This window comes from Mycobacterium sp. NS-7484 (genome assembly GCF_001953975.1).
Classification (GTDB): domain Bacteria; phylum Actinomycetota; class Actinomycetes; order Mycobacteriales; family Mycobacteriaceae; genus Mycobacterium.
Map to the genome: position 1 here is coordinate 105,641 of NZ_MBEJ01000122.1, position 7,314 is coordinate 112,954.

Sequence of the window (7,314 nt, forward strand, 5' to 3'; positions counted from 1 at the left end):
CCATGACGCGCACCCGAGGAGTCATCGAAACAAGCTTTCAGCGCGTCGCCCGGCCGGCGATCCTGGCCGCATCCCGTTCACCGCGGTTGCGTCAGACGGCCGAAAGACTCCCCATCACCCGCAAGGTGGTGGACCGCTTCGTGGCGGGGGAGACCATCCCCGATGCGCTGTACACCGTTGGGGCGTTACGGGATTCGGGCAGACTGGTCAGCGTCGACTACCTGGGAGAGGACACCACGAGTGGCGAGGACGCCGAACGTACCGTCCAGGCGTACCTGGCGCTGCTCGACGGTCTGGCCCAGCGCGACGAGGCGGGCTCGGCGGTACGGCCGCTAGAGGTTTCGCTCAAGCTCTCCGCACTGGGCCAGGCGCTGCCCCGTGACGGAGAAAAGATTGCCTACGAGAACGCACACACCATCTGCACCAAGGCCCGCGAGGTGGGCGCCTGGGTGACGGTGGACGCCGAGGATCACACCACCACCGACTCCACTTTGTCGATCGTGCGGGACCTGCGTACCGAATTCGACTGGCTGGGCACTGTTTTGCAGGCGTACCTGCGTCGGACCGAAAACGATTGCCGCGAATTCGCCGCGTCGGGAGCCCGGATCCGGCTGTGCAAAGGCGCTTATGACGAACCTGCTTCGGTGGCCTACCGCGATGCCGAGGAGGTCACCGACTCCTATCTGCGGTGCCTGCGGGTACTCATGGCCGGATCCGGTTATCCGATGGTGGCCTCACACGACCCGGCGGTCATCGAAGCGGTGCCCGCACTGACGGCGGAATTCGGCCGGGGCGTCGACGGTTTCGAATACCAGATGCTGTACAACATCCGCGACGGCGAACAACGCCGGCTGGCCGAGGCCGGTAACCACGTCCGGGTGTATGTGCCGTTCGGCTACGAGTGGTACGGCTACTTCGTGCGGCGGTTGGCCGAACGGCCGGCCAACCTGATGTTCTTCCTGCGGGCGCTCACCGAGCGTCGTTAGGTCGACCTCAGCGTCGAATATCGTTCTCTCGCAACAACAGCAGCGTCCACGCCGCGATGCTCTGGGCATCGGTGATCTCACCGGCACGGATCATGGTCTCCAGCTCAGCGCGGGAGAACCACGCACTGTGCATGTCCTGTTCTTCCTGTTCGCGTTCATGCTCGCCCTCGGTCAGGCCGCCGGCCAGGAACACCCAACCGCGCTGACTGCTCATGCCCGCAGCCACATCGAGTAGCCCCAGCCGTTCCATGCTCACGGCGCGCAGCCCCGTCTCCTCGCGCAGCTCACGCTGGGCCAGCGCCGTCGGGTCGAGATGGGCGTTGTCGGGTGCAGTGCCCTGCGGGAACTCCCAGCGGCGCAGCCCCAACGGGTACCGGAACTGTTCGACGAGATGAAACCGGTCCCCATCGCGCGGGATCACCAGGGCATACGTCGGCTTGTCGATGACGGCGTAGACACCGGGGCTGCCGTCGGGCCGCACGATGGCGTCCTCGCGCAGCGTCAACCAATCGTTCCGGTACACCTCGCGTGTGGATAACTGCCGGATGACACTCACCGGTCGAGATTATCCGCGCGGGTAACCTCAAGGCGTGTTGCTGGCCTCCCTGAACCCCGCGGCGATCGCCGCCGGAGCCGATCTTGACGACGCTGTCCGTATGGACGGTGCGGTGCTCAGCCGCAGCGATCTGATCGGTGCAGCCACTTCGGTCGCCGAGCGCGTCGCGGTGGCGCGATGCGTCGCTGTCCGGGCAACCCCCAGTGCCACAACGGTTCTGGCGATCATCGGATGCCTGATCGCCGGGGTGCCGGTGGTCCCGGTGCCCGCCGACGTCGGGGCCACCGAACGTCGCCACATGCTCACCGACTCCGGTGCCCAGGCCTGGCTGGGCGAGAAGCCGGACGACGGCGATGATCCTGCGGGGCTGCCGCACATCCCGGTACGGCTGCATGCCCGGTCCTGGCACCGCTATCAGGAACCCGCACCCGAATCCACCGCAATCATCATGTACACCTCGGGCACCACCGGAATGCCCAAGGGCGTGCCGATCAGCAGGCAGGCCATCGCCGCCGACATCGATGCGCTGGCGCAGGCATGGCAATGGACCGCAGACGACACGCTGGTGCACGGGCTGCCGCTGTTCCACGTGCACGGGCTGGTACTCGGCCTGCTCGGCTCCTTGCGGATCGGAAACCGCTTCGTCCACACCGGCAAACCGACGCCCGAGGCGTACGCGCAGGCGCAGGGCACGATGTATTTCGGTGTGCCGACGGTCTGGTCGCGCGTGGTCAAGGATCTGGACTCGGCGTTGGCGTTGTCGACCGCACGCCTGCTGGTCTCCGGCAGCGCACCTCTGCCTGTGCCCGTGTTCGACGAGTTGGTCCGGTTGACCGGGCACGCGCCCGTCGAGCGCTACGGCAGCACCGAATCGCTGATCACGCTGAGCACCCGGGTCGATGGGGAACGCCGGCCCGGCTGGGTGGGGCTGCCGCTGACCGGGGTGCAGACGAGGCTGGTGGATGACGAGGGTGCCCCGGTGCCGCACGACGGCGAGACCATCGGCCGGCTGCAGATCAAGGGCCCCATGGTGTTCGACGGCTACCTCAACCGGCCCGAGGCCACCGCCGACGCGTTCGATGCCGAGGGCTGGTACCGCACCGGTGACGTCGCCGTGATCGACGGCGACGGCATGCACCGCATCGTGGGCCGTGAATCGGTGGATCTGATCAAGACCGGCGGATACCGCGTCGGCGCGGGTGAGATCGAGACCGTGTTGCTCGGCCACGACGGCGTCGACGAGGTGGCCGTGGTCGGTATGCCCGACGACGACCTCGGGCAGCGGATCGTCGCGTTCGTGGTGGGCAACGCCGCACCGGATGCCCTGATCGAGTTTGTCGCCCAACAACTTTCCGCGCATAAGCGGCCACGGGAAGTACGGCTCGTGGACAGCCTGCCCCGCAACGCGATGGGCAAGGTGATGAAGAAGGAGCTGGTCCAGAACGGTTGAGGTGACGCGCCAGGCGGTAACGAAAGGCGTACCGTGGGCGATAGAGGGGTCAGAAAGTGCACGTCAACCTACCGATGTTTGGAGGCCACACGTGAATCTGAAGAAGTTCGCGGGAACAGCAATGATTGCCGGTGCGTTGGGAGCCGGATCCCTCGGGTTGGGCGCTGGAGCGGCCATAGCCGACCCCGGCCCGAACATTCCGTGGGTGCCGGGACCGGGCTGGGTCGACCGGCACGCCTGGCCCGTCCCGACGAGATGGTCGGCGCGGCGCTGCTGATGTGTTCGGACGCCGGTAGCTACATGACCGGGCAGGTGATCATCGTCGACGGTGGCGGGACGCCTCGGTGACATCGGCAAGACTGCCGGTGCCAACCGACAGGATCTGGCTGCGGTTCTCCACGTGCAGTGCCGTCTCCAGGCAGCCGGCGTCGAGGTTGGCCCACAGGACCTGCTTGGTCGATTCCAGACCGAATTTGCCGTAGCCACAGAGGGTTTCGGCGATTTCCAGGGCTGCGTCGAGCAGGTCGGCGGTGTCGTCGACGATGCGGGTGACCAAACCGAGCCGCAGCGCCTCGGCCGCGTCGACGGCGCGGGCGGTGAGGATCAGATCGAATGCCGGACCCGCGCCGATGATTCGGGGCAGCGTGTAGCTCACGCCGATGTCACAGCCGCCGATGCCCAGCTTGATGAACTGCGTGCAGAACTTCGCCGCCGGTCCGGCGATGCGGATGTCACTGGCCGCGGCCAGGGCGAAGCCGCCGCCGTAGGCCGCGCCGTTGACCGCGGCGATGACGGGCTGGCGCAGACGGTGCAGTGTGACCGTCAGGTTGGCGATGCGTTCCTGCCAGCGCATGCCCGAGCGGGGAAACTCGGTGCCGCCACCGGCCTCGGGCGGATTGGGGTTGCTCAGATCCAGGCCCGAGCAGAATCCGCGTCCGGCGCCGGTGAGTACGATGACGCGGCACTCGTTGTTCGCGGCGATCGCGCCGAGGGTGTCGTGCAGGGCCTCGACCAGCTCGTAGGACAAGGCGTTGAGCTTGTCCGGCCGATTGAGTGTGATGACGGCGATGTCGGGCCGCGGATAGGCCAGGTCGAGTGGCTCTGCGAGGGGCATGAGCGGACACTAGCCGGTGCTGTGCCACCCGTTGACGCCAACGGCGATCATCCGTAGTTGTTTGACCGCGGTGCGGTGGATGGCCTCGACGGCTGACGCATCGCCCGCGTCTTCGAGCGCTTCTGCCGTCGAGATCATCGCGTTGACGAACAGGGTCGCCAGGATGTTGAGATCCTCGCTGCTCCAGTCCTTCATGGCCGGGAATCGGGCCAGGTCGATCGCGAGTTCGGAAGTGATCAGCCGGATCTCGGTGCGGATTGCGTACCGCAGTACCGACACGCCGCTGGAGCGTTCCCGGGCGATGAACCGCCAGTGCTCGCGCCGGTCGTTGACACTGCCGATCAGGATCTCGGCCGAGGATTCGATGACGTGGTGCGGATCGAGCTTGCCGGCACGCGCACCGCGCAGCATGTCGCGCAGAGAGCGAAATGACTCGTCGATGAGGACGAGTCCGAGCGCGTCCATCGAGTCGAAATGCCGGTAGAACGCGGCGGGCACGATGCCGGCCTCGCGGGTGACCTCCCGCAGGGACAGCGCACTGAAGCTGCGGTCTTTCAGCAGCGTGAGCGCCGCGGCGATGATTGCGCGGCGGGTGGCTTCCTTGCGTTCTTCCCGGGACAGCGTGTCCCGCGAGCGGGAGCTAGATGTTCGTGAAGTGGGCGTACGTCTGTTCACTGATGTGAACCCTACCACTTGCTGCATTTTTATCGTTGACAGATGCGCTTGTGCACGCGCACTGTGTACACATGTTCACTCAAACTATGGCTGAAGGCGTTGGTCGACGGCTGCTGGCCGGCCCCCGGCTGAGTGCGCTCGCGAACTTGCTCACCGGACCGCACGGCGTGGATCGTTACACCGAGCTGGTCGAGCCGACGTGGACCCGCGGCGAGGCCCGCGCCAAAGTGGTGGCGGTGCGGCGACAGACGTCGCGCAGCGTCACCCTGACCCTGGAGCCCAATGCGGCGTTCGCCGGGTTTCGAGCTGGTCAGCACATCAACCTCTCCGTCGAGATCAACGGCCGACGTCGCACGCGGTGCTATTCGCCGGCGAACGCCGAAGGCGCGCGGCACCTGGAATTGACCATCGGCCGTCACGACGGCGGGCTGGTCTCGAACTACCTGTGCGACCACGCGTATCCGGGGATGGTCCTCGGTCTCGATTCGGTCGGCGGCGACTTCGTGCTTCCGGAGGTCCTGCCGCAGCGCATCTTGTTCGTTTCCGGCGGCAGTGGGATCACCCCGGTGTTGTCGATGCTGCGCACCTTGCGTGCACAGGCGTTCACCGGCGAGATCGTGTTCGTGCACTACGCGCGCAGCGCCGACGAGGCCTGCTACCGCACTGAGCTGGCGGGCATGTTCGGCGTGCGGGTGCTGCACGGGTTCACGCGCGACGGCGGCGGCGACTTGGACGGCCATTTCGGTCCGGCGCATCTGGCGGCTGCTTTCCCGGACGCGACGCCGGACGCCGTGTTCGTCTGCGGTCCGCCCGCGCTCGTCGACACCGTCCGCGAACACTGCCCGGGTGCCCACTCGGAGAGCTTCGTGCCCCCGACCTTCACAGTGCCCGGGGAGGCGTCCGGCGGCACGGTCACCTTCACCGACAGCTCCGTGACCGTCACCGACGACGGCCAGACCCTGCTCGCCCAGGCCGAGGCCGCCGGTCTGACGCCCGAGAGCGGATGCCGCATGGGTATCTGCCACAGCTGCACCCGGCTCAAGAGCCGCGGCGCAGTACGCAACTTGATCACCGGCGCGGTGTCCACCGCGGATTGCGAAGACATCCAGATCTGCGTCACCGCGCCCGTCGGTGACGTCGAAATCGATCTCTGACGAAAGGACGTGCCATGTCCGACAAGACCTACACCCTGACCCCCGACCAGTTCGAGGAGTTCGGTCGCGAACTCGACACCATCCGCGAGCGCGCGCTGGCCGATCTCGGCGAGCGCGACGCCACCTACATCCGCGACATCATCAAGATGCAGCGCAAGCTCGAGGTCGGCGGCCGAGCGCTGTTGTTCTTGCCGCCGGCCTGGCCGGTCGGGACGGTGATGCTTGGCCTGTCGAAGATCCTCGACAACATGGAGATCGGCCACAACGTCATGCACGGCCAGTACGACTGGATGGGCGATCCCGCGCTGCGCGGCCAGAACTTCGAATGGGATTCGGCCTGCCCGTCCAATCAGTGGCGGCACTCGCACAACTACTTGCACCACACCTACACCAACATCGTCGACATGGATCGCGACATCGGCTACGGCATCCTGCGCATGAGCGAGGACCAGAAGTGGAGCCCGTACTACCTGGGTAATCCCTTGTATGCCTTCCTGTTGATGGTGTTCTTCCAGTACGGCGTGGCCCTGCACGAGTTGGAGACCGAACGCATTCGCTCCGGTGAGATCCGGCTGCGGGACAAGAAGGACATGCTGCGTGAGATGTGGGCCAAGGTCCGCAAGCAGACCGTCAAGGACTACGTGGCCTTCCCGCTGCTGGCCGGACCGTTCGCGCCATTTGTGTTCGCCGGCAACATGACTGCCAATCTGATGCGCAACGTGTGGTCCTACACCATCATCTTCTGCGGCCACTTCCCGGAGGGCACCCACGAGTTCACCATCGAGGAGACCCAGAACGAAACGCGCGGGCAGTGGTACTTCCGCCAGCTGTTGGGTTCGGCAAACCTGTCGGGCGGCAAGTGGTTCCATATCTTCAGTGGCAATCTGTCGTTCCAGATCGAACATCACCTGTTCCCGGATATCCCGGCACACCGCTATGCCGAGATCTCCGGTGAGGTGAAGGAGATCTGCCAGCGCTACGGTCTGCCGTACAACACGGGCCCGATCCACAAGCAGTTCGCGTCAGTGGTGCGCAAGATCGTGCGACTGGCCTTCCCGTGGGGCGGTAAGCCGAAGGATCCGAAGCCGGCCGTAGAAGAGCCTGTCGTCGAAGAGTCTGCACACGAACCGGTTTCGCAGCCGATCTGCGAGCCTGAACTCGTCAATTGCTGATCTGAATCCGGTCCTTGGCACCGGCCCTCCTGGCCCACCCCGTGGCAATATCGGAACCACGAGTGGTCATCCGGGCTCCGAGGTGGCAGGAGGAAGCCCGAGGTGCTGACCGCGAAACTCTCAGAACGGCGGGGGTGGTCCGTATTCTTCGGCGAGCCAGATTTGGTATTGGCGTTCGACGTCGAGGTCGTTGTTGATTTCGGCCAA

At 65.8% G+C, this 7,314-nt stretch carries 7 protein-coding genes and 1 pseudogene; 5 read left to right on the forward strand and 3 right to left on the reverse strand.

Features of this window, described 5'->3' with window-relative positions; all coding sequences use genetic code 11:
• Positions 1 to 2 precede the first annotated feature (2 nt).
• The gene (locus A5733_RS22445; RefSeq protein ID WP_076241711.1) at positions 3 to 986 is read left to right on the forward strand and encodes a proline dehydrogenase family protein; all 984 of its coding nucleotides are present in this window, start codon (positions 3 to 5) and stop codon (positions 984 to 986) included.
• A 7-nt stretch (positions 987 to 993) separates the two neighbouring features.
• Here A5733_RS22445 and A5733_RS22450 read toward each other — a convergent pair whose 3' ends face one another.
• Complete coding sequence (locus A5733_RS22450; protein ID WP_076241712.1) at positions 994 to 1,542, reverse strand: NUDIX hydrolase; 549 nt, start codon at positions 1,540 to 1,542, stop codon at positions 994 to 996.
• 34 nt (positions 1,543 to 1,576) lie between these two features.
• On the opposite strand from A5733_RS22450, the gene A5733_RS22455 reads away from it, so the two are divergent.
• Complete coding sequence (locus A5733_RS22455; protein ID WP_076241713.1) at positions 1,577 to 2,992, forward strand: acyl-CoA synthetase; 1,416 nt, start codon at positions 1,577 to 1,579, stop codon at positions 2,990 to 2,992.
• A 231-nt stretch (positions 2,993 to 3,223) separates the two neighbouring features.
• Positions 3,224 to 3,340: pseudogene (locus A5733_RS22460) on the forward strand (SDR family oxidoreductase); the annotation flags it as partial.
• On the opposite strand, the gene A5733_RS22465 reads toward A5733_RS22460, so the two are convergent.
• Positions 3,309 to 4,106 (reverse strand): enoyl-CoA hydratase/isomerase family protein, encoded by a 798-nt coding sequence (locus tag A5733_RS22465; protein ID WP_076241714.1) that lies wholly within the window; start codon positions 4,104 to 4,106, stop codon positions 3,309 to 3,311. The pseudogene A5733_RS22460 and the gene A5733_RS22465 sit on opposite strands and share 32 nt — an antisense overlap.
• A 9-nt stretch (positions 4,107 to 4,115) precedes the next feature.
• Positions 4,116 to 4,781: a TetR family transcriptional regulator gene (locus A5733_RS22470; protein WP_067769647.1), complete on the reverse strand. Its 666-nt coding sequence runs from the start codon at positions 4,779 to 4,781 to the stop codon at positions 4,116 to 4,118.
• Positions 4,782 to 4,852: 71 nt separating this feature from the next.
• Between A5733_RS22470 and A5733_RS22475 the strand changes: the two genes are divergently transcribed.
• Together A5733_RS22475 and A5733_RS22480 are read left to right on the forward strand one after the other, a co-directional pair.
• Entirely contained in the window at positions 4,853 to 5,935 is a 1,083-nt protein-coding gene (locus tag A5733_RS22475; protein WP_076241715.1) for a ferredoxin reductase, read from the forward strand.
• 14 nt (positions 5,936 to 5,949) lie between these two features.
• A complete protein-coding gene (locus A5733_RS22480; protein WP_076241716.1) occupies positions 5,950 to 7,107 on the forward strand; it encodes an acyl-CoA desaturase in 1,158 nt (385 codons plus the stop codon).
• The last annotated feature ends 207 nt before the right edge of the window (positions 7,108 to 7,314 follow it).

Bases quoted from the DNA above. Each gene is read 5' to 3' on its own strand.
- A5733_RS22480 (WP_076241716.1), top strand. From the start codon at position 5,950: ATGTCCGACAAGACCTACACCCTGACCCCCGACCAGTTCGAGGAGTTC.
- A5733_RS22475 (WP_076241715.1), top strand. From the start codon at position 4,853: ATGTTCACTCAAACTATGGCTGAAGGCGTTGGTCGACGGCTGCTGGCC.
- A5733_RS22465 (WP_076241714.1), bottom strand. From the start codon at position 4,106: ATGCCCCTCGCAGAGCCACTCGACCTGGCCTATCCGCGGCCCGACATC.
- A5733_RS22445 (WP_076241711.1), top strand. From the start codon at position 3: ATGACGCGCACCCGAGGAGTCATCGAAACAAGCTTTCAGCGCGTCGCC.